20 protein-coding genes are annotated in these 26,935 nt (G+C 65.7%); 3 read left to right on the top strand and 17 right to left on the bottom strand.

The window, feature by feature from the left end:
- Positions 1–21: 21 nt before the first annotated feature.
- The 17 genes from ABJF88_02610 to ABJF88_02530 form a co-directional block, all read right to left on the bottom strand.
- The gene (locus ABJF88_02610; protein ID MEP0545796.1) at positions 22–972 is read right to left on the bottom strand and encodes an NAD-dependent epimerase/dehydratase family protein; all 951 of its coding nucleotides are present in this window, start codon (positions 970–972) and stop codon (positions 22–24) included.
- Positions 973–1,100: 128 nt separating this feature from the next.
- Positions 1,101–2,348, bottom strand: coding sequence for a pitrilysin family protein (locus ABJF88_02605; protein ID MEP0545795.1), 1,248 nt, complete (start codon positions 2,346–2,348; stop codon positions 1,101–1,103).
- A 121-nt stretch (positions 2,349–2,469) separates the two neighbouring features.
- Positions 2,470–4,752: a polyribonucleotide nucleotidyltransferase gene (gene pnp / locus ABJF88_02600; protein MEP0545794.1), complete on the bottom strand. Its 2,283-nt coding sequence runs from the start codon at positions 4,750–4,752 to the stop codon at positions 2,470–2,472.
- A gap of 261 nt (positions 4,753–5,013) precedes the next feature.
- A complete protein-coding gene (rpsO, locus tag ABJF88_02595; protein ID MEP0545793.1) occupies positions 5,014–5,280 on the bottom strand; it encodes a 30S ribosomal protein S15 in 267 nt (88 codons plus the stop codon).
- A 194-nt stretch (positions 5,281–5,474) separates the two neighbouring features.
- A complete protein-coding gene (locus tag ABJF88_02590) occupies positions 5,475–6,803 on the bottom strand; it encodes a T9SS type A sorting domain-containing protein (protein MEP0545792.1) in 1,329 nt (442 codons plus the stop codon).
- Positions 6,804–6,962: 159 nt separating this feature from the next.
- Positions 6,963–7,901 (bottom strand): bifunctional riboflavin kinase/FAD synthetase, encoded by a 939-nt coding sequence (locus tag ABJF88_02585; GenBank protein ID MEP0545791.1) that lies wholly within the window; start codon positions 7,899–7,901, stop codon positions 6,963–6,965.
- A gap of 14 nt (positions 7,902–7,915) precedes the next feature.
- On the bottom strand, positions 7,916–8,644 hold the full coding sequence (gene truB / locus ABJF88_02580; GenBank protein ID MEP0545790.1) for a tRNA pseudouridine(55) synthase TruB: 729 nt from the start codon (positions 8,642–8,644) through the stop codon (positions 7,916–7,918).
- Positions 8,637–9,071 (bottom strand): 30S ribosome-binding factor RbfA, encoded by a 435-nt coding sequence (gene rbfA, locus ABJF88_02575; protein ID MEP0545789.1) that lies wholly within the window; start codon positions 9,069–9,071, stop codon positions 8,637–8,639. The genes truB and rbfA overlap by 8 nt, the downstream gene beginning before the upstream one ends.
- 61 nt (positions 9,072–9,132) lie before the next feature.
- The gene (infB, locus tag ABJF88_02570; GenBank protein MEP0545788.1) at positions 9,133–11,943 is read right to left on the bottom strand and encodes a translation initiation factor IF-2; all 2,811 of its coding nucleotides are present in this window, start codon (positions 11,941–11,943) and stop codon (positions 9,133–9,135) included.
- 126 nt (positions 11,944–12,069) lie between these two features.
- A complete protein-coding gene (gene nusA, locus ABJF88_02565) occupies positions 12,070–13,539 on the bottom strand; it encodes a transcription termination factor NusA (GenBank protein ID MEP0545787.1) in 1,470 nt (489 codons plus the stop codon).
- A 33-nt stretch (positions 13,540–13,572) separates the two neighbouring features.
- The gene (locus ABJF88_02560) at positions 13,573–14,076 is read right to left on the bottom strand and encodes a ribosome maturation factor RimP (protein MEP0545786.1); all 504 of its coding nucleotides are present in this window, start codon (positions 14,074–14,076) and stop codon (positions 13,573–13,575) included.
- Positions 14,077–14,405: 329 nt separating this feature from the next.
- Positions 14,406–16,040, bottom strand: coding sequence for an L-aspartate oxidase (gene nadB, locus ABJF88_02555; GenBank protein MEP0545785.1), 1,635 nt, complete (start codon positions 16,038–16,040; stop codon positions 14,406–14,408).
- A gap of 523 nt (positions 16,041–16,563) precedes the next feature.
- A protein-coding gene (prfB, locus tag ABJF88_02550; protein ID MEP0545784.1) for a peptide chain release factor 2 occupies positions 16,564–17,671 on the bottom strand; the annotation gives its coding sequence in 2 pieces (ribosomal slippage) (positions 16,564–17,622 and positions 17,624–17,671; 1,107 coding nt in all).
- 104 nt (positions 17,672–17,775) lie between these two features.
- Positions 17,776–20,400 (bottom strand): M1 family aminopeptidase, encoded by a 2,625-nt coding sequence (locus tag ABJF88_02545; protein MEP0545783.1) that lies wholly within the window; start codon positions 20,398–20,400, stop codon positions 17,776–17,778.
- 119 nt (positions 20,401–20,519) lie between these two features.
- The gene (locus ABJF88_02540) at positions 20,520–21,203 is read right to left on the bottom strand and encodes a hypothetical protein (GenBank protein MEP0545782.1); all 684 of its coding nucleotides are present in this window, start codon (positions 21,201–21,203) and stop codon (positions 20,520–20,522) included.
- A 207-nt stretch (positions 21,204–21,410) separates the two neighbouring features.
- Positions 21,411–22,058: a hypothetical protein gene (locus ABJF88_02535; protein MEP0545781.1), complete on the bottom strand. Its 648-nt coding sequence runs from the start codon at positions 22,056–22,058 to the stop codon at positions 21,411–21,413.
- 31 nt (positions 22,059–22,089) lie between these two features.
- On the bottom strand, positions 22,090–23,286 hold the full coding sequence (locus ABJF88_02530; protein ID MEP0545780.1) for an aminotransferase class I/II-fold pyridoxal phosphate-dependent enzyme: 1,197 nt from the start codon (positions 23,284–23,286) through the stop codon (positions 22,090–22,092).
- Between the two features lie 440 nt (positions 23,287–23,726).
- On the opposite strand from ABJF88_02530, the gene ABJF88_02525 reads away from it, so the two are divergent.
- The 3 genes from ABJF88_02525 to ABJF88_02515 form a co-directional block, all read left to right on the top strand.
- Positions 23,727–25,253, top strand: a complete 1,527-nt coding sequence (locus ABJF88_02525) for an aldehyde dehydrogenase family protein (protein ID MEP0545779.1) — start codon at positions 23,727–23,729, stop codon at positions 25,251–25,253.
- A 218-nt stretch (positions 25,254–25,471) separates the two neighbouring features.
- A complete protein-coding gene (gene asd / locus ABJF88_02520) occupies positions 25,472–26,296 on the top strand; it encodes an archaetidylserine decarboxylase (protein ID MEP0545778.1) in 825 nt (274 codons plus the stop codon).
- A 222-nt stretch (positions 26,297–26,518) separates the two neighbouring features.
- The coding region (locus ABJF88_02515) for a hypothetical protein (GenBank protein MEP0545777.1) at positions 26,519–26,935 on the top strand (417 nt) is incomplete at its 3' end.

Raw genomic sequence — 26,935 nt, 5'->3', positions numbered from 1 at the left:
AACGTTGAGTGGGGACATTCGTCACTCGTCACTCATCGCTCGTCGCTGAGCAAACCAGTCGACGGTGCGGCTGAGGCCGGTTTCGAGCTCCACCTGGGGCTGCCAGCCGAACACGTCTGCGGCGTGCGACACGTCGAGCACGCTGCGCTGCTGCTCGCCCGGTTTCGCGTCGGCGTGGACTTCGTCGGCGTGCCCGCCGGTGAGGTCGTTGATGACGTGGAACAGCCGGTTGACGCTCGTCTCCTGCCCGGTCCCGACGTTGACGATCTCGGAGCCCTCGTGGTCGAGCCCGGCGAGGATCGCGCGGACGACATCACCGACGTAGACGTAGTCGCGGGTCTGCTCGCCGTGGCCGTAGATCACCGGCTGCTGCCCGTCGAGCAGGCGCTCGGCGAAGATCGCGACGACGCCAGCCTCTCCGTGCGGGTTCTGGCGCGGGCCGTAGACATTCCCGAAGCGGAGCGCGACGTACGGGATGCCGTGGGTCTGCTCGTAGAAATAGAGGTACTTCTCGAGGGCGAGCTTGGTGATACCGTAGGGCGAAAGTGGCCGCTGCGGATGGTGCTCCGGCTGCGGCCCCGCATCGTTTACCGCCGGGTCCGGCTCGCCGTAGATCGCGCCGCCGGTCGAGGCGAACACGACCTTTTTTAATTCGCTCTCCCGCCCCGCTTCCAATAGGTTCAGCGCGCCGATCACGTTCACGTCCGCGTCGAAGCGGGGGTCGGCCACGGACTTCCGCACGTCCATCTGCGCCGCGAGGTGCAGCAGCGCATCGAACTTCTCCTTTCGAATGAGGTCAGCGGCTCCGGCGGAGCGGATGTCGAGTTCGTGGAAGGTCGCGGTGTCGGGCACGTTTGCGCGGCGCCCTCCCGAGAGGTCGTCCATCACGTGAACGTCGTAGCCGCGTGCGACGAGGGCGTCGGCGACGTGGGAGCCGATGAATCCGGCACCGCCGGTAACGAGAACTTTCATGGATCGATGGTTGAGTAGAGATGCCCCGCCGGGGCGTCTGAATAAGGCGTCATTCCCGATGCAAAGGTAGAGACGCAGCATGCTGCGTCTCTACGCGCTGGCGCTGCGTTCATGCGATATGTCACGTCCTACGCTTCGGGGAGGATGGCGACGGTCGAGAGTCGCGCGGGGTCGAAGAGTTCGGCGGCGAGGTCCTGCACTTCCTCGGCCGTCACCTCGTCGATGGAGGCGATGACTTCGTCGAGCGTAAAGTACCGGCCAAAGGCGAGCTCGATGCGGCCGAGCCGCATCATCCGGTTGCTCATGCTCTCGAGCCCGAGCATCAGCGAGCCCTTGAGCTGGTTCTTCGCCTGGTTCAGCGCGCGCGGGCTGACCGGCTTCTGCACGAGCTTGTCCAACTCCCGCCCGATCAGCTTCCGCGAGCGCTCGACCTTGCTGGCGTCGGTGCCCATGTAGACGCCGAAATCGCCGGTGTCGGCGAGCATGTTCGTGAACGAGTAAATGTTGTAGCAGTAGCCGTACTTCTCGCGGATGTTCTGGCTGAGCCGGCTCGACATCCCGCCGCCGAGGAGGGTGTTAAGCGTCGTGAGCACGGTCCGGCGCTCGTCGTTCAGGCCGGGCGACCGCGTGCCCATGACGAGGTGCGCCTGCTGGATCGGCCGGTGCTCGAACAGCTCTTCGGCGTCGTAGCCATTGGCGGACGAGCGCTCGACGGGCTGCGGCTCGCGCTCGAGGTCCGCCGTCATCCGACGGACGTAGCGCACGACGGTCTCGTGGTCCACATTCCCCGCCACGGCGACGACGAGCCGGTTCGGGGCATAGTGGTCGTCGATGTAGTCGAACAGCCGCTCGCGCGTGAACGAGCGGACAGTCTCGGGCACGCCGAGGACGGGCCGGCCGAGCGCGTGGTGCGGGTAGAGCACGGCCTCGAACTTGTCGAAGATGAGGTCCTCGGGAGCATCCTCGTACATCTTCATCTCCTCGACGACGACCTCCTTCTCCTTCTCTACCTCCCGCTCCGGCAGCGTCGGGCTGACGACGAGGTCGAGCACGACGTCGAGCGCGCGTTCGAGGTGCTCGTCGAGGGCGCGGGCGTAGTAGCAGGTGTACTCCTTCGACGTGAACGCGTTGAGGTAGCCGCCGACGGCCTCCATCCGCTGCGCGATGTGGTGAGTCCGCCGCCGCTGCGTCCCCTTGAACACCATGTGCTCGATGAAATGCGAGATCCCGTTGTCCTGCGGGGCCTCGTCGCGGCTGCCGGCGGCGAGCCACGCGCCGACGGCGATCGAGCGGACGGACGGGATGCGCTCGCTCACGACGCGGATGCCGTTGGGGAGCGTGGTGCGGTGGAAGATCGGGTACGAAGCGTCGGGCATGAAAACGAGAAACGCGAGGGCGTTGCGAGGGGGGCGAAAATATAGCGCGAGGGCGGGGTCGAAACCCCGCCCTCGCGCAGACTCGGGAGCGACCGGGTGGGCGCCCCTACGGTACGAACGGCTAGCGGTTCCGCCCGCCGCCGCGGTTGCCGCCGCGACCGCCGCCGCTGCGCCCGCCACGGTCACCGCCACGGCTGCCGCCGTCGCCGTTGCTGCTGCTGCGGCGCTGGCGCGACGCCTCCTTCTCCTCCTCGGTCGGCTCGGGCAGGTACGGCTTCCGGCTGAACCGGAGCTTCCCGTCGTCGCGGACCTCGATGAGCTGGACCTTCACCTTGTCACCGACCTGCATCTCGTCTTCGGGGTTCTCGACGTAGCCGTGGGCCATCTCGGAGACGTGGAGCATCCCCTCCTTGCCCGGCAGGATCTCGAGGATCGCGCCGAACGGGAGCATCTTGCGGACGGTGCCCTCGTACTCCTCCCCGACCTCGGGGACGGTCACGATGCCGCGGATGATCTCGATGGCGGCCTCGGCATCTTCCTGGTTCGTGGCGGAGATCGTCACGTAGCCCTTGCCGTCCTCCTCGTCGACGTTCACCTGCGTGTTCGTCTCGGCCTGGAGCGCCTTGATGTTCTTGCCGCCCGGCCCGATGATGGCGCCGATGAACTCGGAGTCAATCACGAGCTGGAAGAGGCGCGGCGCCGTGGCGGCGACTTCCTCGCGCGGCTCGGCGATCGTCTTCGCCATCTCGTCGAGGATGTGCTGGCGGCCGGCGCGGGCCTGGTCGAGCGCCTGCTTCATCGTCTCCTTCGCGAGCCCGGACACCTTGATGTCCATCTGGCAGGCGGTGATGCCGTCGCGCGTGCCCGTCAGCTTGAAGTCCATGTCACCGAGGTGGTCTTCAGTGCCGAGGATGTCGGAGAGGATCGCGACGCGGTCGTCCGTCTTGATGAGACCCATCGCAATGCCCGCGACCGGCTTCTTGAGCGGGACGCCGCCGGCCATCATCGCCATCGAGCCGGAGCAGACGCTCGCCATCGACGAGGAGCCGTTGGACTCGAGCACGTCGGCGATGATGCGGATCGTGTAGGGGAACTCGTCCGCGCTCGGGAGCATCGGCGAGAGGGCGCGCTCGGCGAGCATGCCGTGCCCGATCTCACGACGGCCGGGGCCACGGAGGAACCGTGCCTCGCCGACGGAGAACGGAGGGAAGTTGTAGTGGAGGTAGAACCGCTTGTCGGTCTGGTTGAAGAGCTGGTCCACGCCCTGCACGTCGCGCCCGGTGCCGAGCGTCATCTGCGCGAGCACCTGCGTCTCGCCGCGCGTGAAGAGCGCCGAGCCGTGGACGCGCGGGAGATAGTCGATCTCAGACCAGATCTGGCGGACTTCGTCGAGCTTCCGCCCGTCGATGCGGACGCCTTCGCTGAGGATCATCTCGCGCATGACCTCGCTCTGGACCGACGAGAACGCATCTTTGATGTCGCCCTCGGAGGGCTCGGTCTTGGCACCGACCGCTTCGAGCGCGTTCTCGACGACGCCGCCCTGCACCTCGGCGACGACCTCCTTCTTCATGTCGCTGAGCCCGCCGTAGAGGCTCTTCTTGTCGTAAGGCTGGCGGAGGTGCGCCGCGATCCGGTCGCTGGCAATCTTCCGAACCTTCTCGACGAGCGAGTCGTCGGCGACTTTGAGGTCGTACTGCATCGGCTCGATCGTGCCCTTCGCGGCCTCGACCTTCTGGCGGAGCTCGACCTGGGCGCGGCAGAGCTTCTTGATGACCTCGTGGGCGAAGTCGAGCGCGGCGATCATGTCGTCCTCGCTCACTTCTTTCATCTCGCCCTCGACCATCACGATCGCGTCTTCCTTCCCGGCGACGATGAGGTCGAAGTCACCCTCGGCGGCTTCCGCCACGGTCGGGTTGATGATGAACTCGCCGTCGACGCGGCCGACGCGGACGTGGGCCGTCGGGCCGTCGAACGGGGCGCCGGTGAGGTAGAGCGCGGCCGAACCGCCGAGGCCGCCGAGCACGTCGGCATCGATCTGCTGGTCGGCCGACATCACGCTGAGGAGCACCTGGACTTCGTTGCGGAAGCCGTCGGGGAAGAGCGGGCGGATCGTGCGGTCGACGAGGCGCGAGGAGAGCGTCTCCTTGTCGGTGGGCCGGCCTTCGCGCTTCATGAACCCGCCGGGGAATTTGCCGGCGGCGCTGTACTTCTCGCGGTAGTCGACCGTGAGCGGGAAGAAGCTCTGGCCTTCGCGCACGCCGCTGTCGATGACGGCAGTGCAGAGCACCATCGTGTCGCCTTGGCTGACGACGACGGCGCCGTGCGCCTGCTTGGCGAGCTTGCCCGTTTCGAGCACGATCTGCTTGCCCTGGCCGATGTCGATGGTCTGGGTAATGGCTTGCATGGGGATGGGGGTTGGAGGTGTGCCGTCGCCCGATCGGCCCCGCTTCCCGGTCGAAGCCGGGGTACCAGAAATCAGCTTTCAGGGGCCAGCGCCGGGAGCCGAACGGCAGGCGGGGCTGGCTGCTGAAGACTGACCGCTGGGCGGGCGCGTGATGCGTCGGACCGTGGAGCGACAGGCGGAGGGTGGGCCGCACCGCTGGGGGCGCCGCCCGTTTACAGCGGCAGCGGCACCCGGGAGGGATGCCGCTGCCGGCGGGACCGCTTACTTACGGATCCCAAGCTTGGCGATGATCGCGCGGTAGCGCTCGATGTCTACGTCTGCGAGGTAGTCGAGCAGCCGGCGGCGCTTGCCGACGAGGCGGAGGAGGCCTCGGCGCGACGCATGGTCCTTCGTGTGCGTCTTGAGGTGCTCGGTCAGCTCGTTGATGCGCTGGCTGAAAATGGCGATCTGGACTTCGGAGGTGCCGGTATCGGCGTCACCGTTTCCGTGCTCGGTGATGAGCTGCTGCTTCTGTTCCTTCGTGATCATGCAGGGTGCCTCTTTAGATATTCCATGCTAAAGGAGCGGACGCTCGTCCCGCGGGGCGGGTTCTGTGAGGAGCGCAAGCTAGAGAAAGAGATATTACGCGCGAGCGGGCGAGGCTCATTCGAAGTCTGGGCTAAAAGTCACCGCATGCAAACGACGGTGGAGTCCGCTGCATCGTTAACGCCCTATCGGCTCCGTCAATTCAGCACAGTCACGCGCCGCGTGAGCACTTGCGACGATGGGCTATCGCCCACCTCCATCCTCACGATGTAGACGCCCGAGGCTAGGCCGTCCGACGCGAATGTCACCTCGTGCGTGTCAGGCGATTGCACCGCGTCCGGGAGTACAACTACCGCTCGACCGAGCAGGTCGTACACCGCCACTCGTACCGGAGCCGCCTCGGACAGCGCGTAGTGCAGCGTGACGGCCCCGGCTGCAGGGTTCGGGAAAACCTCCAGCCGAAACGCTTGTGGCGTCATGCTACCGTCCTCGTTCGACACCGGCTCGCAGGGATTGGCGAGCACGACCTCAGGCGAGGTACACGTGCCAATGGGGTTGTTGAACTCGACGGTAATCTCGCTTCCAACACCCACGAACGTAGGTGGATCGCCCGAGACGAGTCCACTCAGCCCGCACGAACAAGAAGCCAGCGCGCTGTTAAACCCGACGTACAGCTCCTCTCCCACGGATGTGATTCCCTCTAAACCATCCAGCGATACAAGTACGTCATTGCTGAATATGCCGAGAGTTCCCCCAATCGAGACGAGCCCTCCGATCTCGGGCAATGTCTCGAGTGCGTCGTTGTTGCTAATGACTAGATCGCCCTCAATCGACTGAAGATCTACCAGCCCTTCCAGCGTCTCAAGAACTCTATTATCAGCAATCCGAAGGTCTCCATCGATAGTGAGGAGACTTCCCAACCCCGCAAGAGACTCGAGTGCATTGTTGCTTGTAATCCGGACGCTCCCTCCGCTGGATGTCACTTGGTCGAGGCCATCGAGCGACGTCAGGGCCGCATTCGCATCGATCTCGATGCCCAATGGGATGACGGTGACCTGCTCCAATCCCTCGAGTGACGTCAGCGTGAGATTTCGCTCCACGACCAGACCGCCTCCGATGTCTACCAACCCGCTCAATCCATCTAGCGACAGGAGCACATCGTTGTCGAAAATCCCCACGCTGCTGCCTACCGAAGTGATGGCTTCGAGCCCGTGCAATGATGGGAGGATGTCGTTGTTTTCAAGAAGAAGCCATCCCCCTACCGCATCTAGCCCTTGGAGGGCCGCCATTGAGGTCAGTGCATCGTTGCTCGCGATGTCAAGGTTTCCCCCGAGGAAGGCGAGGTTCTCCAAACCAGCCAGAGACTGGAGCAGATCGTTATTCGCAATGACGAGTTCTCCGCTGATCCTCGTTAAACCCGAGAATGCCGAGAGGTCGCTGATGTCGCTCTCAGTACTACCCAAGAGGATGTCACCCACTACCTCTGTGCAGCCGAACGCATCGACTTCTGCCTGCGTGCTCAGCATTAAATCCCCTTCGCAGACCTGGGCGTGCGTCTGTGCACAGAGAAGTAGGACCGCCGCGACACAGGTAATTCGGATCCGCATAGTCGGGAGATATCTCGTTCACAAAGCAGCCGTCCCGGCTTCGGGTAGACCGGACTGGCACAAGTAACGTAGTGCGGATCAACCGTGCCGGTCAGAAAGCAGTGCCCGGCTCTGCTGCTCGTCGTCGCGGAGTTGGGCGACGAGTGCGTCGGGGCCGGAGAACTTGACCTCGTCGCGGAGCCGCTCGACGAATGACACGCGGAGCGATTCGCCGTAAATCTCGCGGTCGAAGTCGAATAGGTGGACTTCGACGCTGAGCGCGCTGTCGGTCTCGAAGGTCGGACGGCGGCCGACGTTCATCATTCCGCCGAACTCGTCGATGCCGTGCGTTACGCGGACGGCGTAGACGCCGGGCTTCGGGACGAGTTTGCGGTCGCCGTGGACGCGGAGGTTCGCCGTCGGGTAGCCGATCGTCCGCCCGCGCTGATCGCCGCGGACGACGGTGCCGGTGAGCGCATACGGCCGGCCGAGCATCTCCGCCGCCTCCGCCACGTCGCCGTGCTCGGAGAGCAACCGGCGGATCTCCGACGACGAGACGGTGACTTCGTGGACGATCTGCTCGGGGATCACGTCGACGCTGAAGCCGCGCTCCGCCCCCATCGCTTCGAGCGTCTCGCGGCTCCCGGCGCGGTTCCGGCCGAACCGGTGGTCGTACCCGATCACGACTTCGCGCAGCCCGATCGTGTCGATGAGGATGCGCTCGACGTAGTCCTCGGGCTCCAGGTTCGACAGGTCGCGCGTGAACGGGAGCACGACGAACCGGTCGATGCCGAACGCTTCGAGCAGGTCGGCGCGCTCGTCGAGCGTCGTGAGAAGCGGGACGTGGACGCCGAGGACGACCTCGCGCGGGTGCGGGTCGAAGGAGACGACGACGCTGCACCCGTCCACCTTCGCCGCCCGCTCGTTGAGGTAGCGGAGGATGGCCTGGTGCCCGAGGTGTACGCCGTCGAACGTGCCGACGGTGAGCACGGAGCACGCGTCGCGGGTGATCTCGTCGAAACCGAATTGTCGCTTCATTGCAATAACGGAATCTATGCGGGCGCGATGGCGTCGCGCAGTGCCTCCAGCCCCCACGCCTCGTCCACGCCGAACGGCCCGATGGCCGCCCGCCGCAGCGCCGTGAGGTGCGCCCCGACGCCGAGCGCCTGCCCGAGGTCGTGCGCGAGCGTGCGGACGTAGGTCCCCTTCGAGCACTCGATCAGGAAGTCCACGTCGGCTCCGCGCCGCGCCGTGAGATCGAATCGGTAGACCGAGACGGGCCTCGCGACGCGCTCGATGGTCTCGCCGCGCCGGGCCTTTTTATAGAGCCGCTCCCCTCCCACCTTCACGGCGGAGTACATCGGGGGCTGCTGCTCGATCTCGCCGAGGAGCGGCTGCCGCACGGCGTCGAGCTGCTCGTCCGTGACGTGGCTCGCGTCGACGCGCTCGATGACCTCGCTCTCAGCGTCGTACGACGGCGTGACTTCCCCGAGCCGAAGCGTGCCGGTATACGTCTTCGGCAGGCCCATGAACTGGTCCTGCAACCGGGTCGCCTGGCGCCCGACGAGGCAGATCAGCAGCCCCGTTGCCATCGGGTCGAGCGTGCCCGCGTGCCCGATCTTCTTCGTGCCGAGCAGGGGACGAAGCCGCCGGATCACGTCGAACGAGGAGAGACCGCCGGGCTTGTCCATGAGCAGCACCGCCGGACCCCCACCGATCGGAGGCTGATCCGTGCGGGTGACGATGGGCGGCGTAGCGTCGGACAGCGATCCCTCAGGCATCCCGCTCCTGCTCGCCGCTCGCTGACTCGTCGACGCCCGGTGCGTCGGCTTCCGGCTGCTCGTCGTCGCGGTCGCTCCGCTCTTCGCGGATCTGGTCGAAGAGCTCTTCCATCCGAGCCACCATCTGCTGCGACTCGTCGAGGAAGAACTTCAGTTCGGGAATCCGGCGGACCTGGTGCCGGATGCGTTGCGCGAGCGCCTGCCGAACCTGCGGCGCGATGTCTTCGAGCCTGCGGAACGCGATCTGCCGCCGCGCCGGCTCCTCGCCGAGGATGCTGACGTTGATGTAGGCGATGCCGAGGTCCTTCGTCACGCGGACGTTCGTCACCGTCACCATCGACTGGGAGGCCTCGAAGAACTCGTTATTGAGAAGCTCGGCGACCTCGCGCTGGACGAGTCGGGAAAGCCGCTCGGTACGGATGCTCATGGGTCTGGGGTTGTGGGTTCGGGGTTATGGGTAGAAGACTCCAAACCCAAAACCCAAAACCTCAAACTTGCAGTTTCCGCTGCTCCTCGACGACTTCGTAAGCCTCGATCTGATCGCTGACCTTGATGTCGTTGAAGTTCTGGATCGAGAGGCCGCACTCGTACCCGTTCGTCACCTCGCGGACATCGTCCTTGAAGCGCTTGAGCGAGGAGAGCAGGCCCTCGTAGACCACGACGCCTTCGCGGACGAGGCGGACCTGATCGTTGCGGCGGATCTTGCCTTCGAGCACGTAGCAACCGGCGACGGTGCCCACCTTCGGGATCTTGAACGTCTCGCGGACTTCGAGCATCCCAAGCGTCTTCTCCTTCTCCTCGGGCGCGAGGAGGCCTTCGAGCGCGTCGCGGACGTCTTCGATGGCGTCGTAGATGACCGAGTAGAGGCGGATGTCGATCTCTTCGCGCTCGGCGATCTGGCGGACGCCCGCCATCGGGCGAACCTGGAAACCGAAGATGATCGCGTCGCTCGCCGCGGCGAGCATCACGTCCGTCTCGGTGATCGCGCCGACCCCGCTGTGCACGATGTCGACGGCGACCTCGTCGTTCGAGATCTTCAGGAGGGCGTCGGAGATGGCCTCGACGGAGCCGGCCACGTCACCCTTGATGATGAGGTTGAGGTAGGTGAGCTCGCCGAGGGCCATGCGGCGGCTGATGTCGTCGAGCGAGACGTGCTTGCGCTTGCGCATGGTCTGCTCGCGCTGGATCTGCTGGCGCTTCTGCGCGATCTCGCGCGCCTCGCGCTCGTCCTCGAGCACGACGAAGCGGTCGCCGACCTGGGGCGCCCCACTGAAGCCGAGGATCTGCACGGGGCGACTGGGCCCGGCCTCTTCGACCCGTTCGTCGCGCTCGTTGAACATCGCGCGGACGCGGCCCGAGTGCGTCCCGGCGACGAACGCATCGCCGACTTCGAGCGTCCCGTTCTCCACAAGGATCGTCGCGACGACGCCGCGGCCCTTATCGAGCCGGCTCTCGATCACGGACCCGACGGCGTAGCGGTCCGGGTTCGCTTCGAGCTCGAGGAGCTCAGCTTCGATCAGGACTTTCTCGAGGAGTTCGGGGATGCCCATGCCCGTCTTCGCCGAGACGAACTCGCTCTGGACCTGCCCGCCGTACTGCTCCACGAGCACGTTCTCCTCGGAGAGCTGCTGCATGATGCGGTCGGGGTTGGCCTCCTCGCGGTCCATCTTGTTGATGGCGACGACGATCGGGACGCCGGCGGCCTTCGAGTGGTTGATGGCCTCCTTCGTCTGCGGCATCACCTGGTCGTCGGCGGCGACGACGAGGATGACGAGGTCGGTGACCTGGGCGCCACGGGCACGCATGGCCGTGAACGCCTCGTGACCCGGCGTGTCGAGGAAGGTGATCGGGCGGCCGTCCTTCGTTTCGACGGTGTAGGCGCCGATGTGCTGGGTGATACCGCCGGCTTCGCCGGAGGCTACGCTCGCTTCGCGGATGTAGTCGAGCAGCGACGTCTTGCCGTGGTCGACGTGGCCCATGATCGTGACGACGGGCGGGCGGGAGACGAGATCCTCGGGATCGTCCTCGTCCACCTCGATGTCTTCCATCCCGACGTCCGTCACGAACTCGACATCGAAGCCGTACTCGTCGGCGATGAGCGTGATGGCGTCGGCGTCGAGACGCTGGTTGATGGAGACCATCATGCCGAGACCGAACCCGGTCTGGATGACATCGGTGGCGGGCACGTCCATCATCGTGGCGAGCTCGCCGGTCGAGATGAACTCCATGACGCGGAGCTGGCTCTCCTGCTCGCGCAACTCCTCCATCTCGCGCTCGCGCTGCTCGGCGCGCTCTTCGCGGCGGTCGCGGCGGCGCTTCTGGCGACCACGGCCGGAGCCCTGCGCAAGCTTCTGCAGCGTCTCCTGCACGGTCGACGCGGCCTCAGCCTTATCGACCTTGCCCTTCTTCTTCGTGCGCTTGCCGCGCTTGCTGCGAGACGACGAATCGGTATCGTCGTCGCTGACGGGCTCCTCCGTCTTCCGCTTACGCTTGCGGCGGCGGCCGGACTCGATGCCGGAGAGGTCGATTTTGCCAATGACTTTCGTCCCCGTCAGTTCGTACCGATCGGCACGGAGCGTACTCGCCTCGTCGTCTTCGTCGTCGTCGGCTTCGGCGACGAGCTCTTCAACGTCCTCGGCTTCGGCCGGCGTTTCTTCTTCGGCGACCGGCTCAGCAGACTCGGCGGCGGGCGCCTCGACATCTTCGGGTTCGTCCTCAGGCTCCGGCGTGGGCGCAGGCTTCGCTTTCGCTGCCGACTTGGCGACGGGCGCTTCCTCTTCGGCCTCGGACTCTTCAGCTTCGACCGGCTCCGGCTTGGCCTTCGCCTTGATGACGGGCTCAGCCTCGGCGACCGGCTCTTCCTCTTCTTCGGGGAGTTCGATGACGGGCTCCGCTTCTGCAACGGGCTCCTCGACGATCTCCACCTCCGGCTCGGGCTCCTCGGCGACGGGCTCCGGCGCAGGCTCCACCTCGGGCGGCTCCACGCTCGGCGCGGAGTCCCCGGTGGCCACGGGAGCGGGAGGCGGCGCGGGCGCGTCCGCCTGCTCCTCCTGCCGACGGCGGGAGCGGAGCGCGGAGACGCGGGCGCGGGCATCCATGTCCTCGGCGAAGACGGACCGCAACGCGTCGTACATCTCCGGGGGGAGCTTCGCGTTGATGTCGCCTTGCTCGAGCTTCTTGTCCAGCTCGAACCCGCTCTCTTTCAGCGTATCGACGAGCGTGTCGACGGACACATTCAGCTCGCGCAGTGCTTTAAAGAGGCGGACAGGCTTCGTCGCCTTGGTCGAATTATCGGGCATACAGGGGGTAATCGTGTGGTGCGGCTCGCTGCCGCATGAGTCTATGTAAATCTGCAGCGGGGGCGGTCAAGTTCCCACCCCGTCGGGGACCCTCCGAGAAGAAGGTAAGGAACGAGCGACTCCGGCTTATGCTCCTTCCGTGGTTGGTTTGTCGTCTGCTTCCGCATCGGCCTCCAGCTCGGCCGCGTCTTCGGCAACGGGTTCCGCCGTCTCTTCGGCCTCGGCATCGGTGTCGGCCTCAGCGACGGCGTCGGCCTCCCCGTCTGCATCGACCTCGGGGGCGGCGGTCGCGTCGGAGGTCGGGGCGCGGAGGTCGGCGACCTCTTCGACGATCTCTTCGATCTCCTCCGGCTCCTGAGCGAACTCGGCGCGCATGAGGAGGAGGATTTTCTCGGTCGTCTCTTTCTCGAGGCCGGAGCGGCGGGCGAGCTCGTCCTCCGACAGTTCGAGGACGGCTTTCGCTGTATCGCAACCGATGTCTTTGAGGCGGCGGATGACGTCGGCAGGCATCACGTCGGAGAACTCGTCGATCTCCACGTCCTCCTCGTCCTCCTTGATGTCGCGGTAGACGTCGATCTCGTAGCCGGTGATGCGCGACGCGAGGCGAATGTTCTGCCCGCCACGACCGATCGCGAGCGAGACCTCTTCGGAGGGCACGGTGACGCGGGCGCGCGGCGGGTCGAGGTCGTCATTCAACTCGACGGCGACGGGCTTAGCGGGCGCGAGCGAGCGCTTGATGAACTCGATCTTGTCGTCGGTCCACGGGATCACGTCGATGTTCTCGTTCGAGAGCTCGCGGACGACGGCGTGGATGCGCGAGCCCTTCACGCCGACGCACGCGCCGACGGGGTCCACGCGGTCGTCGTAGCTCACGACGGCCACCTTCGCCCGGTCGCCGGGCTCGCGCTCGATCTTCTTGATTTCGACGATGCCGTCGTAGATCTCCGGCACTTCGAGCTCGAACAGCCGCTCGATGAAGATCGGCGCCGTCCGGCTGATGATGACCTGGGGCGAGTTGCCCGTCTCGCGGTGGACCTCGTGGACAATCGCGCGGAGCATGTCGCCCTTGCGATAGCGGTCCTTGTAAATCTGTTCGTTGCGCGGCAGCAGCAGCTCCGTCTTGTTGTGGAGCACGAGGACTTCGCGCCGCCGCATCTGGTACACCTCGCCGACGACGATCTCGCCGACGAGCTCGGAATACTCCTTGTAGATGTTCTCCTTCTCGATGTCGCGGATCCGCTGCCGGAACGTCTGGAGCGCCATCTGAATCGTGCGCCGCCCGAAGTCCTCGATCTGAATGTTCGAAGCCACTTCGTCGCCGACTTCGTAATCGTCTTCGATCTGGAGCGCGTCCCGCTCCTCGATCTGCGTGACCGGGTCCTCCACGTCCATGTTGTCCACGACCTCTTGGATGTGGAGGATCTGGATGTCGCCGTTGTCGGGGTTGAAGATGATCTCGAAGGAGTCGTCGGCGCCGTAGCGCTTGCGGATCATGGCGCGAAACACGTCTTCCAAGATGAGTTGGAGCGTGTCGCGGTCGACGTCCTTCTCGCGCGCGATCTCGGCGAAGGCGGAGACTAGCTGGGTGCTTTGCATATCAGTCGGAAATCAGCGGTCGGAATTCGGGGGTCACCAGGGCAACTGGATGCGGGCGTCGGTCACATCGGCGAAAGCAATCGTTTCGGTCTCGCCGTCGACGTCGAGATCGAATGCGTCGTCGCGGACGGCGGCGAGTGTACCTGTCCGTACTGCCTCTTCGTCGCCCGCGCCTGTCGTTACCTGGAACGTTCGGCCGACGTGCTTGCGGTACTGCCGGGGCAGGACGAGGGGCCGCTCGGCGCCCGGCGAGGACACGTTGAGGTAATACTTCCCTTTAACGACTTCTTCGGTTTCGAGCAAGAACGCGAGGCTGCGCGAGAGGCGCGCGAGGTCGTCGGAGCCCACGCCCTCGTCGGCGTCGAGGAACACTTCGACGATCCGTGAGCCCTTCTGGCCGCGAACCTGCACGTCCACGACGTAGGCGTCGCTATCCGTGGCGACCTCGTCGGCGAGGGCGTGGATGCGCGACCGGAGGTCGACGTTCTCCGCCCGGGCGGCGGCGACGTGGGGCTTTTCTGAGGGTTGCTGAGGCATCTATACGCGAAACGCCCGTTCTAGCGAACAGGCGTCTACGAGAGTGTCGTAAACAAAGAGAGGCGGCACGTGGCCCCCTCCTCCACCCCACACACGGGCGTGTGGAAGGCAGTCGGAATATACGGTCAGAGCCCGGCGGCCTCCAAACGCACATCCTGCCAAGTCAACATGAAACCGCAGAGCGGGTTTCGGCTTCTCCGTGCGTTACGAGTGAAGGGCAGGCTCCTCATGGAACGGATGACGCGCCGGCAGCCCCTTGACGGTACGGCACTCTCGGCTCCCTGCTCCGTCAAGGGACTCGCGCCGACCCTCGACGAGATGGCGTCGGACTACGCTTCTTCGAACGTGTAGCTGAGGACGGTGTCGAACCGCTGCGCCGGGTCGGGCTCGGGGAAGTCGGTCATGTAATGGAGCCCACGGCTTTCGGTCCGCTGCATCGCGGAGAGCACGATGAGGTGCGCCACGGCGACGAGGTTGCGCAGTTCGCAGAGCCCGCTCGACACCGTCGTCCGCTTGTAGAAATCCTCGGTCTCCTCGTGGAGCAGTTCGACGCGCCGCCGCGCCCGGTCGAGCCGCAGCATCGAGCGGACGATGCCGACGTAGTTGCTCATCACCTGGCGGACTTCGAGCTGGTTCTGCGCCACGAGCACCCACTCCTGCGGGTTCGCCGTCCCGCTCTGGTCCCACTCGGGGACGGCGTCGTTGATGGCGTTTTCGGCGGCGTAGGCCACGGCGGGTTCGAGCGCGCGTTCGGCGTAGACGAGCGCTTCGAGGAGGGAGTTCGACGCGAGCCGGTTCGCGCCGTGGAGCCCCGAGCACGTCACTTCGCCGCACGCGAAGAGCCCCGCGATGCTCGTCCGCGCTTTCGTGTCCACGACGACGCCGCCGCAGAGGTAGTGCGCCGCCGGCACGATCGGGATCGGCTCCTTCGTCATATCGATTCCGAACCGCTCGTCGAGCGTCTCGGCGATATTCGGGAAGTGGCGAAGGATCTCGTCCTTCGGTTTGTGCGAGATGTCGAGCCAGACGAACGGCTCGCCGCGCCGCTTGAGCTGGTCGTCGATGGCGCGGGCGACGATGTCGCGCGGGGCGAGCTCGGCGCGCTCGTCGTAGCCGGGCATGAACCGCTCGCCGGCCTGGTTGCGGAGGATGCCGCCGTCGCCGCGCACCGCCTCGGTGATGAGGAAGCTCCGACCGCCGAACTGGTCGGCCGAGCCGTAGAGGCTCGTCGGATGGAACTGGATGAACTCCATATTCGCGATCCGCGCCTTCGCCCGGTACGCCATCGCCACGCCGTCGCCGGTCGCCACCGACGGGTTTGTGGTGTGGAGGTAGACCTGCCCCGCGCCGCCGGCCGCGAGGAGCGTCGCCTTCGCGAGCACGGTCATCACCTGCCCCGTCTCCTCGTTGAGCACGTAGGCCCCGAAGCAGTGGAGATCAGGCCAGATCGCGCCGACGTCGATGCCGAGGTGGTGCTCCGTGATGAGATCGACGGCGAAGTGGTATTCGAGCAGGTCGATGTTCGCGTGGTCACGGACTTTTGCGAGCAGCGTCCGCTCGACCTCCCGGCCCGTCATGTCGGCGGCATGGACAATCCGGTGCGCCGAGTGCCCGCCCTCGCGGCCGAGGTGGAGCGGCGCGTCCGGCGCCTCGCCTTCCTGGTCAAAGTCTGCCCCGAGCGCCATCAGCTCGCGCACCCGCTCCGGCCCCTCCGTCACGACGATCCGCACGACCTCCTCGTCGCACAGCCCCGCCCCGGCGATGAGCGTGTCGCTGACGTGGTCCTCGACGGAGTCCGCCGGGTCCATCACCGCCGCGATCCCACCCTGCGCGTAGTTCGTGTTCGACTCCGCCGACGCCTTTTTCGTGACGACGGCGACGGTGCCGTGCTCGGCCGCGCGGAGGGCGAACGACAGTCCAGCCACCCCACTGCCGATGACGAGGAAATCGTACCGTTCAGCCATTGTTCTGACGAAGCCATTGTAGGAAAGGCGGAGACTGGGGCGGGTCAGTCGTACATCGCTGATTTTCGATACGCACCTCGGGGCGCTTCGGAGGCGTTACTCCGAAGCATGGATCGTAAAGCGAAGGGTCAGCTAGCAGATAGCCATCGACCAAATCTCGATACTCCAGATAGCTCTCATTGTACTGCATGACCATATGGACGAGTGAGTCTGCGCTGATAGAGCCCGGTGCAAAAGACAAGTAAGCACACACTTCCCCGCCAGGCTCTATTCCTACTTCGAGAACACGGCATTCGTCTTCCGACCCCGCCTCCAATCGGCCTGCCATTCTCCACACCTCCTGTTCGAGATCCAACATGCGGGACGGATTCGGATCGTCTCCGGCCGCGTCAGGTCTGGGACCCGTTGATCGTGCGCTACACGCAGCGAAAGACAGCAGCAAGGAGATCGGCACGAGCCATCGTAGGGGCACAGCATGCTGCGCCCCTACCGTCCCCTCACGTATCGCTAGAAGTCGCATCGCTCAATCCTGACTGAGTCCCTCCTGCAAAAGGAAGGCTTTGATGAACGGTTCGAGGTCGCCGTCCATCACGCTCTGCACGTCCGTCACCTTCGTCTCGGTGCGGTGGTCGTTGACCATCGTGTAGGGCTGGAAGACGTACGAGCGGATCTGGCTGCCCCACTCGATCTTCTTCTTCGACGCCTCCTGTTCGTTCTTCGCCGCCTCTTTGATGTCTTGTTCGAGCTGGTAGATCCGGCTCTTGAGCATCGTCAGCGCGCGCTCGCGGTTCTGAAGCTGGCTCCGCTCCTCGGTGCACTCGGCCACGACGCGGGCGTCTTCTCCATTCGAGAGCTGGCCGGTCCAGATGTAGCGGACGCCGGTCTCGACCTTGTTCACGTTCTGCCCGCCCTTCCCGCCGGAGTGGAACTTCTGAAGCTCCAGATCCGCCGGCTTGACGTCGACCTGGATCGAGTCGTCGACTTCGGGATAGACGAACACGCTCGTGAACGAGGTGTGGCGGCGGCCCGACGAGTCGAACGGCGAGATGCGGACGAGGCGGTGGACGCCGTTCTCGGCCTTGAGGTAGCCGTAGGCGAAGCGACCCTCGATGCGGAGCGAGGCGCTCTTGATGCCCGCGCCTTCTCCCGGCTGGTATTCCAGCATCTCGGTCTTATAGCCCTGCGTATCGGCCCAGCGGGTGTACATCCGCAGCAGCATCTCGCCCCAGTCCTGGGCTTCGGTGCCGCCCGCGCCGGGGTGGATCGTGAGGATCGCGTTGCGGTGGTCGTCCGGCCCGGCGAGCATGCCGCGCAGTTCGAGCGCGTCGAGCGCCTGCCGCAGCGCCTCGGACTCCCGCTCGATCTCGTCGGAGAGGTCGGCGTCGTCGGCCTCGGCCTGCATCTCGGCGAGGGTCTCGATGTCTTCCTGCCGCTGCACGAGCGCGTCGTAGGCGTCCACCCACTCCTTCTCGGCCGCGATGTCCTGCTCTACTTGCTGCGCCGAGTAGGGGTCGTCCCAGAACGTCGGGTCGAGGCGCTTTTGCTGGAGTTCGGCCAGCTTGTCCCGTCGATGAGCGACGTCAAAGATAGCCTCCGAGCGCGTGGATGCGCTCTAACAGTTGGGGGTCCATGGTGCGTTGGGAATTGGAAGTGTAGGGGTTTGAGAGTGTGGAGGTGTGGGAGTGTACGCGCAAACGTATGCGTGCTGGCACCCTTACGTTTTACGCTTCACGCTTTACTCACCGGCCCGCACCTGCGTCGAGCCCTTTTTGATCTGCTCGACCGCCCCGCGCAGCGCCGCCTCTACGACGGGGTCGCGCTCGACCTCGACCTGCGCTTCGAGCGCGGCGATCGACGCCTCGTCGCCGATCTCGGCGAGCGCCGAGGCGACGGCCTGGCGGACGCCGGGCCGCTCGTCGCCGACGAGCCGGGCGAGTGCGGACGCCGCGACGGGCCGCACGTCTTCATCCCGACGCGCCCAGACGAGGAGGCCATTGATGGCGGCGAGCCGAACGTTGTCGGGATTCATCACGCCCGTCTTCGCCGTCAGCACGCCGACACCTTCCATCTCGCCGAGGCGGTACTTCGTGATCGTCTCGATGAGCGCTTCCTCTACGGTCCCCCGCCACGAGGCGAGGTCGAAGAGCGGCCGGAAGGCGTCGAACGCCTCGCTGCGGAAGTGCTCGGCGAAGAGGCGGACGGCCGTGGCCTGCGTGAGGTACGACGGATCGGCGAGCGCCGCTTGCAGCACGGGCTTCGCCTGCGCCGAGGGCCCTGCGATGCTCGTGAGCGCGGCGCGGCGCACAGACGGCGCGTCGTCGCGCTGGGCGAGCCCGGCGAGGACGCTGCGGACCTCGGCGATCTGCGCGTAGCGCTCCAGCGCCTCGGCGGCGCGCTCGCGGACGAAGGCGTGCTCGTCTTCCGTCGCTGTCTGGACAAGCGCAGCGCGAACCTGCGGATTCAACTCCTGCTTCGACAGCGAAACGATAGCGGCGTAGCGGCCCGCCATCTCATCGTCGGACACCGCCTGCACGAGCGTCTCGCTGAGCGGCTGCTCGATCGTTGCCTCAACGAACGCCCAGTTGCCTTCGTTGAAACGGACGAACGACGGCTTCTCGGGGACCTTGAACCGCAGCGTCGTATCGGCCGCGGCGATCCGCACGCGGCGGACTTCCGTCGGGCGGGTCGGGTAGTTCAGCTCCACGTTCACGTCGAAAGCGAACACGGGCGATTCTTTCAGGTCTTGCCGCTGCACGACCTGCACCGTGTAGAGCGTGCTGCCCGCGAAGTACGCCTGCTCCACGTCGAGGACGGGGTGGCCGGGCTCGCGGAACCACTGGTCGAAAAAGCGGCGCAGGCTCCGGCCCGTCACCTCCTCGAACGCCTGGCGGAGGTCGTCGAGCTCGACCGTGCGATAGCGGTTCTGCTCGACGTAGCGGTTGATCCCGCGCCAGAACGCCTCGTCGCCGAGCTCGAAGCGGAGCTGGTTCAACACCTGCCCGCCCTTCTGGTACGTGTGCCGGTCGAACATCGCCGTCGGCGTGTCGTAGCCGTACCACACGATCGGGCGGCGCAGCGTCTCGGCCTGCTCGAAGTACGCGAGGCGGTCTTCGATCCCATGCGCCTGCGCGTCGGCGCGGCCCTCCGTGTCTTCGATGTAGACCTCTTCCAGATATGACGCGAAGCTCTCGTTGAGGGCGAGATTGGCCCAGTCCTCGGCCGTCAGCAGGTCGCCGAACCACTGGTGCGCGAGTTCGTGGACGATGAGGTCGCGGCCGGTCACGTCGAGGTAGGCGCGCTCGTCGGTCTGGATCCATTCGTAGAGCTTGGTGATCGTCGTGTTCTCCATCCCGCCGGCGGTGAAGTCGCGCACCGGCATCTGCTTGTAGTTTTGCCACGGGTACGGCACGCCGATCTTCTCTTCGAAATACCGGATCATCGCAGGCGTCTCGCCGAAGATGCGCCCGGCGGCCTCGGCGAAGGCGGGCTCGACGAAGTACTCGACGGGGATCGTCCGACCGTCCGTGCTCACGACGGAGTCGCGCACGACGGCGAAGGCGCCCGCCGCGACGGCGGCGAGGTACGCGGGCTGATCGCCGGAGAGCGCCCAGCGGTCGCGGCGGAGCCCGTTCGGCATCGGCGTCTGCTCGACGAGCGCGCCGTTCGAGGCGGTGACAAGCGAATCCGGGACGGTCATCGTGATCTCGAACGCCATCCGGTCGTTCGGGTAATCCCACGTCGGGAACCAGCGGCGGTTGCTTTCGGCCTGCCCCTGCGTCCAGATCTGCGTCGGCCGGTACGGGTCGGTACCCATCGGATCGATGAAGTAGAGCCCTTTCCCGCCATCGCCGAGGCTTCCCTGTCCCGCCCCGCGCGTCGGGTGCGCGACGTAATCGACGACGAACGTGTACGCCGAGTCGAGAGCCAGCGGCTCCCGTGGCACGATCGTCAGCCGCGTCGAGTCATATTCGAACCCGACGCCGACATCCTCCCCATCCACGACCTGCCGGACGGACTGGATCTCCATCGCCTCGGCGTGGAAGTAGAACCGGGCGAGCCCGTTGCGCAGCGGCGAGAGCGTGTGCCGCGCCGTCCCGACGACGGCCTCGTCCGCGAAGTCGAACGACACGTCGAGCGCCGTCGTGAGCAGGTCGTAGTCGCGGTCCGGGGCCACGTCCGGCGTCACGCGGGCGGGCTGGATGTAGTCGACGCGGGCGCGCTGGGCCTCGAACGTCAGCGAGTCGCTGGCGTATTCGGCGGGGCGGTCAACCTCGGTGATCTCGTAGACCTCTTGGGTGGAGGAGCAGCCGGCGACGGCAAAGGATATTGCAATAACGGCAGCGAACAGGAAACGGGGCATGGAAAGCAGGAGGGTTCGAGGGAGTCGCAGATCAAACAGACGAGGCGGCGTGCTATTGCCTGTCACGGAGCGTGGCACGGTGAATTACCCAAAAGCGTTTCGGTACGCACACGGCGAGGTCAGAAAGCATAGGCCAGCCCAAGCGATCCCACCAGCGTAATGGTCGTCGCGCCACTGCTTATCGTTACCAAGGCCGCCGGCTCCACGACGACGAGCACGCGGGGACTGACGGCGAAGCCGGCTCCGAAACCAGCGCCTATCAGCTGTGCATAGGCGACATCTGACTCCCCTAGCAGCATAGCCGCACCGGCCTGCACTTGGAGGACGCCCCGAATGGGGCTCTCCGCCTTCGTCACGACACCTGCCGCGAGCAGGTTGGCCGTGAGGGTGATGGCGCTGTTGTCGAATCGCTCTACGAACTCCTGAAACCGGAGGGTGACGGTGCTGCGCGTGTGCCCTACCCCAACCCCTACGCCGAGCGTAAATGCCCCCCCTTCGCCCTGACGTAGCGGGTACCCAGTAATCGCTCCACTCCACGTCACGATCTCGCCGTCCTCTCGGATGCCGTCAGAGCCGGCCACCATTTCAGCGTCCGCTCCCCCGTAGCCAAAGGTGAACGCGACCCGCGAAGAGGGAGCGATCTCGACTTCGAATCCTACGCCGCGGAGATCCTCACCCTGTTGGACGAACGTGCTTCCTGATATGAGGCGTTCGCCTTCGGTGAAGTATTCCGTTTGCGCCTCGGCGGGCGAGAAGACGCTCGTGACGAGCAACACGGCGAGCAGACGTAGGATGGAGCGCATATAGCGTCGGAGGAGGTCGGTGGATGGAGATGGCGCCTACGCTCGCACACGCTGGGCGCAAGGCGGTGATGCGGCGGGCGGCCTCTTCGACGGTCCGGCTCGGCCCGAACGCATCATCGGGCACGACGGCGACGTGCTCTTCGTAGAGCAACCGCTGCGCGCAGTCTTCCGATGCGCACTGCGCAGTGAAACGGCTTTGGACACGCATTACTGCAGAAGGGTGATACCCAGGGCGACGCCGAACGCTTGGTACGATTCCTCCTCGCCGCCCGACACGAACGTGTAATTCGGCCGAGCATACACTACGAACCCCCGTGCGAGCCGCAATCCGATCCCGATTCCAGGAGCGAAAGAAAACGTCTGCTCGGCGCTCGATGTGCCGATAGGAAACGTGACGGCCGCCTGGACGGAGGGCGCTACTAATATCGGTTGCTCCGGGTCCATCGCGAGCGACAGCCTCACCCCTATCAGCCCAACGGTGGCCCCGCTCCTTCCTTCGTTCCCGATGCCGTATCCGAGCCCGACCCCCACCTCCGCGCTTAGCGGCGACGCAGTCCGTGCCTGGTTGGCGATGAAGCTGGCCCCGAGGCTGATCGAGGTAACGGTCTCATCTTCTTCGAACTCCTGCGATACGGTCGTCTGTCCGAACCCGAAGGAGAACCCAAACTCGGGGACCGGCATGCCCGCGATTTCTACTCCCAGGGCACGATACTCCTCATCGTCTATGGAGAAGCGCTGTGAAAAACCGCTCAGCGAGTACACGAGCCCTTCGGAGAAAAACTCAGTTTGCGCCTTGACTGGAGAACAGGCACTCGCCACAAGCAAGACAGCGAGCAGGATGGAGGTTCGGTGCATAGAACAGCGTACTCGATGAGGGCAGGGTGCGCTACGACCGCACGCGCTCTGCGAAGGCGGTGATGCGGCGGACGGCTTCTTCGACGTTCTCCAGCGAGGTCGCGTATGAGCAGCGGACGTAGCCCGCCCCGCTCGGCCCGAACGCATCGCCGGGCACGACGGCGACGTGCTCCTCGCGGAGCAAACGCTGCGCGAACTCTTCGGACGAGAGCCCCGTCGAGGTGATGTCGGGGAAGGCGTAGAACGCGCCCTCCGGCTCGAACGTCGGCAGCCCGGCGGCGTTGAGGCCGTCGACGAGCGCGCGGCGGCGGGCGTCGTACGCCTGCCGCATCTCCTCGACGTGCGGCTGGCACTCCTTGATCGCGGCGACGGCCCCGATCTGTCCCATCGTCGGCGCGCTCATCACGACGTACTGGTGGCACTTGTAAATCGCTTTCAGAATCTCCGGCGGCGCGCAGCAGTAGCCGATCCGCCAGCCCGTCATCGCGTAGCCCTTCGAGAACCCGCCGAGCAGCACCGTCCGGTCGCGCAGCGACGGGATCGACGGCAGGCACGTGTGGCCGAGCGCGTGCGATTCGCCGTAGACGAGCCGGTCGTAGATCTCGTCCGATATCACGAGGAGGTCGTGCTTCACGACGACCTCGGCGATTTCCTCCAGCGTTTCGCGGCGGAGCACGGCGCCCGTCGGGTTGTTGGGGTAGCCGAGGAAGAGCACCTTCGAGCGCGACGTGATCTTCGCTTCGATGTCGGCGGCCGTCACTTGAAAGTCGTGCTCGACGCTCGTGGGGACGTAGACCACGTCGGCGCCGGCGAACTTCGCGGTCGGGCCGTACGAGACGAAGCACGGCTCGGGGATGAGGATCTCATCGCCGGGGCCGAGGAGCGAGAGCATCGTGAGCTGCATCGCCTCGCTCACACCGACGGAGACGAGGATCTCCGTCTTCGGATCGTACCGCACGCCGTAGAGCCGGTCCAGGTCGTCGGAAATCGCCTCGCGGAGTTCCATCAGCCCGGCGTTTGCCGTGTACCCCGTCTTGCCCGCGTCGAGCGACGCCTTCGCCGCGTCGATGATCGGCTGCGGCGAGACGAAGTCGGGCTCGCCGATGCCGAGCGAGATCACGTCGTCCATCGTCGCGGCAATCTCGAAGAAGCGGCGGATGCCGGAGGGCGGGACGGAGCGGACGCGCTCGGAGAGGCGGGATTCGAGGTCGAGGGTCGGAGTCTGCATCGGCGTGTTGGCTATTGTTTATCGAGCGTGTCTCGCGCTGCTTCGGTGGCTTTACGAATACGCTCCAGAGGGTCTCGCTCGTCCTCCGGCTGAGTAGGAGCAGTTGAGTACCGGAAAGACGATGCAGGTGCCCAGCCCGTAGACGTGAGGTATGCCGCTTCTCCAGAGAATCGGTTGATACGAACTAGACGCTCTTGCCTGTTCAACTCTACTCTTTCATAGCGGAAGGCAGTAGGCCAAACCACCGTGAGGAAGAGGAGTCCCAGGACAACGACAGCAGCCATAACGAAGCGACGACTCATAGTGTCCACGGGAGCTGTTAGAGGGTTTAGAGCACGGGAATCCACGGAAAGCGGATGGACCCGGCGGCGGCGGCGCGGTAAGTTACGCACCCGCCCCGCGCGACGCTCTTATATCCCCCGCAAAACCCTTCATGTGACATGGCAGAGACGATGACAGCCAACGGCACGTCCACCGACGTCCAAACCTTCCAGAACTACATCGGCGGCACGTGGCGCGACGCCGCCTCCGGTGAGACGTTCGAGGACCGCAACCCCGCCCGCAACAGCGACCTCATCGGCCGCTTCCCGAAATCCAGCGCCGACGATGTCAACGCGGCCGTCGAAGCGGCCCGTGCGGCGTTCGAGAAATGGCGGCTGATGCCCGCCCCCCAGCGCGGCGACATCCTCCGCAACCTCGGCGACATCCTCACCGAGCGCAAGAGCGAGTTCGCGCATGCGATGACGCGCGAGATGGGCAAGCCGTTCTTCGAGACGAAGGGCGACGTGCAGGAGGCCATCGATACGGCCTACTACGCCGCCACCGAGGGCCGCCGCCTCTTCGGCCACACCGTCCCGAGCGAGCTCTCGAACAAGTTCAACATGTCGATCCGCCTGCCCATCGGCGTCGTCGGCGTGATCACCGCGTGGAACTTCCCCGTGGCGGTCCCGACGTGGAAGATGTTCCCGGCCGTGCTCGCGGGCAACACCGTCGTCTTCAAGCCGAGCGAGGACGCCCCGCACAGCGGGATGCTCCTCGTGCAGGCGATGATCGACGCCGGCTTCCCCGAGGGCGTCGTGAACCTCGTGCAGGGTGCCGGGCCGGTCGGCCAGGCGATCGTGGAGCACGAGGACGTGGACGCGATTACGTTCACCGGCTCGACCGAGACCGGCTCCCACATCGGCGCCGTGTGCGGGCGGATGCACAAGCGATTCTCCTTCGAGATGGGTGGCAAGAACCCCTGCATCGTGATGGAAGACGCCGACCTCGACCTCGCCGTGGAGGGCCTGCTCTGGGGCGCCTTCGGCACGACGGGTCAGCGCTGCACGGCCACGAGTCGTCTGATCGCCCACGCCGACGTCCACGACGCGGTCGTCGAGAAGCTGAAGGTGCGCGCGTCGGAGCTCAAGCTCGGCTACGGCAACGACGACGACACCGAGATGGGCCCGATGATCAACGCCGACGCCATCGCTAAAGTCGAGCGCTACGTCGAGATCGCCAAGAAGGAAGGCGCGACGCTCGTGCTCGGCGGCGAGCGCGCCTCGGGCGAGGGGCTCGGCGACGGCCACTTCTTCCAGCCCACGATCTTCACGGACGTGACGCCCGAGATGCGCGTGGCGAAGGAGGAGGTCTTCGGCCCGTTCCTCGTCGTGCTCAAAGTCCAGTCGTTCGACGAGGCCATCGCCGTCGCCAACAACACGCCGTACGGCCTCTCGTCGGCGGTGTACACCAAGGACGTGGCGCGGGCCTTCCGCGCGATGCGCGACATCGAAGCCGGCATCACCTACATCAACGGACCGACGATCGGCGCCGAGGCCCACATGCCCTTCGGAGGCGTGAAGGCGACGGGCAACGGGCACCGCGAGGGCGGCTGGGAGGTCTTCGATTTCTACACCGAGACGAAGACCGTCTACGTCGACTACTCCGGCACGCTGCAGAAGGCGCAGATCGACAACGTGCAGGACTGACGTTTCTGGCCAACCTAGCCCGATCGAGACAGTAGAACGCCTCGCCAGCTTCCTTGCCGGCGAGGCGTTCATCTTCGTCCTGCCCACGAAGATCCCTCGGGCTCAGGCGCGGGACCCGACGTATTCGAGAACCGACGGCATTCCCCACCGTAGCTCTCATCCACCTCACGCACTTCCACTTCGCCCGCCTCGCAGCCTCGGTAACTCGTCCCGACCCCATGAGCACTTTTGTCCGGCTCCAACACGTACTCCCTCAGCATCTGATTTCCCGTGCCGCCGGCGCGCTCGCCTCGTCCGAGGCCCGCTGGCTTCGCGGGCCACTGATCCGCGCCTTTGCCCGAGCCTACGGAGTGAACATGGCCGAGGCCGAACGGCCCAACCTCGCGAGCTACCGCTCCTTCAACGATTTCTTTACCCGCTCCCTCGCTCCAGACGCCCGGCCCATCGACGCCGCTCCGCACTCGGTCGTGAGCCCGGCCGACGGCGTCGTCAGCCAGACCGGGACCATCGAGCGCGGTGAACTGCTCCAGGCCAAAGGCGTCCGCTACTCGTTCCAGGCACTCGCTGACACCTGCGCCGGGCCGGAGTTCGAAGGCGGCGCGTTTGCGACCATCTACCTCTCGCCGAGCGATTACCACCGGGTCCACCTCCCGCTCGCTGGGCGGCTGACGCGGACCGTCGCCATCCCCGGCAAGCTGTTCTCGGTCAACGCCGCGACGGAGGCCGGGGTCGAGGGGCTGTTCGCCGTCAACGAGCGACTGGTGATGGAGTTCGAGACGGCCTTCGGCACCATGCTCGTCGTGATGGTGGGGGCCCTCGTCGTGGCGAGCATCGAGACGGTTTGGGCCGGCCCCCGCTCACCCTATCGGGAGCAGCTGATCACGAAGCACGACCTCACATTCGAGAAGGGGGCGGAGATTGGGCGTTTCCTGCTCGGGAGCAGCGTCGTACTCGCGTTCGAGAAGGACCGCGTGCGGCTCGACGCGGGGCTAGCTCCCGGCACGACGGTGCGCATGGGCAGGCCCATCGGCGCGGGCGTCTAGGTGCTGAAGGGAACGTCCGGGGACACCACCGAGGGCGGATTCACGGGACCTACGCGCAAATCAGCTTTGCCGGCAACTTGCCGGCAGGGCCGATGTACATTAGAGCCCTACGGTAATGAGGAGTCGTTTATTTTGGCCCCTCGCCTTACCCTTCGGGCTGCGGCAGCACCAGACCCCGGCCCCCCACATCAACCTATCCCAGCCCCTACCATGCGCATACGATTGTTACTGCGTTACACCCTCACCCCCATCACCACGCTCGCCCTGCTCGCCACGTTGCTGCTCGCATCGAGCCCGGCATCGGCTCAGTCCGCGCGCCAAGCAGGCCAGCTCTTGGATTTCCAGTCGCTGACCATCACTTCGGTCGATGACAACGGTACGGCGGACGACCAACGCGGCGGCGGTATCGTCGCCGATCCCTCGTTCGAGGGCGGCCGCGTCACGACGTTCTGGACCCCGACCAACGGCGCCTACCTCGGCGGCAACCCCATCTTCGGACCCCCCGCCGGCGGCCCCGACTTCGCCCGCACCGGCGACTGGTACGTCGTGCTCGGCTCCGGGAACGGCCCGCTCAACACGGGGATCGAGCAGGACCTCGACGTCGCGGCCGGGGACTACACCCTCGCGCTGTGGCTCTTC

The sequence above is a fragment of the Rhodothermales bacterium genome, from assembly GCA_039944855.1.
GTDB lineage: Bacteria > Bacteroidota > Rhodothermia > Rhodothermales > JANQRZ01 > JBBSMX01.
This window is presented reverse-complemented; position numbering and strand designations above follow the sequence as displayed.